The sequence below is a fragment of the Enterobacter sp. UPMP701 genome (genome assembly GCF_053709515.1).
The window spans coordinates 1-1,185 of record NZ_JBSKJN010000037.1 but is presented as its reverse complement, the minus strand read 5'-3'; the positions used below and the strand labels follow the sequence as shown (position 1 = coordinate 1,185).

1 protein-coding gene is annotated in these 1,185 nt (G+C 47.0%); it reads right to left on the bottom strand.

All coding sequences use genetic code 11. The features are described from left to right. Nucleotides 1-249: 249 nt before the first annotated feature. The coding region (locus tag ACWKXT_RS24185) for a hypothetical protein (RefSeq protein WP_454533558.1) at nt 250-1,185 on the bottom strand (936 nt) is incomplete at its 5' end.

The following is a 1,185-nucleotide window of genomic DNA, read 5'->3' as shown; positions in this document are numbered from 1 at the left end:
CTGAGGCATATCCGAAAACGGCAATTGCAACGCTTGTGGTCAGATGAGACACAGCTTCCGTCTCCGTTTTCTGCCCGAGATCCCGTGTAAGATATCAATCAGAAACTGGATACACTGAAGGAATGATCATAAAAACGGGATTGGGACTCAGCTATTACGTATTGTATAAAATTACGCAATACTGACATATTTGTCAGGGCGAAGATATCGTCAGGCCAACCACAGTAAAGGTAAGCAGGTAAAATGAAATTAATTTTGATTCAGTCGTTTCAGCGCGCGTTTCCGGACCCCAGAAATGATCCCCGGTATATTCAGCCTTTCCACTTTTTTTATTCGCTGCCTGCCTGCCCGCCAGGCATTCTCTGTATAAACAGCATCACCAGTGGCAGAAAATGCACATAAGTAATCGCGGTATTGCTGCGTATTAAACAGCTCATAATCACTGATGCTGGAAGACCTTCTGATATTCAGAACGCCTGGCAGTGGCCCCATATTGATCCCGCCAGCATAGGTTTCATTATTTCGCTCACTCCATTCATCGTGAGCACCATGTTGTACAGGGGAGTGAGCATAAACACCATATTCCTTCACTACCGAATGATGCCCCCATCCCAGCAGATTGCCGGGTTTATGAAGACCGGTTCCCTCCAGCGCACTATTGACAGAAGCCACCCAGAGTTCCGGGGCTACGGGAACACCGTTTCCTTGTAAAACACTGTGGATATCAATATCGCCATATAATACATTATCAAAGCGATCGGTCAGTACCTTCTGGTCTGGCGTGAGGATATGTGCATGATAACCTTCCTTTGCCAGGGCTCTTATTGACGGCGATGCGCTTTCCCCGGGATGATTGATGACATGAATATCGTTCACCATTTTTTGCATTTCATTTATCCCATATAATACCAGCCCTTTAAACGGACCGACCTTGTTGGTCTTTTGATAGATCCCGGCAGGCTTAGGGCGTACGCCTTTCTTGCCAACCCAGTCTAACCGGCTTTCATCGCCGGTCCGTACATTGATGTGCCAGTCCTTTTCTGATGCAAGCGCATGTAATGCTGCGTATTCTGAAAAGTGCAAACCCGCACGGTTAATATTTGCAGTTAACAAATGTAACGCAAGCTCCTCCAGTTCATCCTCCAGATCTGCCGGCGCAAGACCAGTACTGTCAACAAGCGTGAC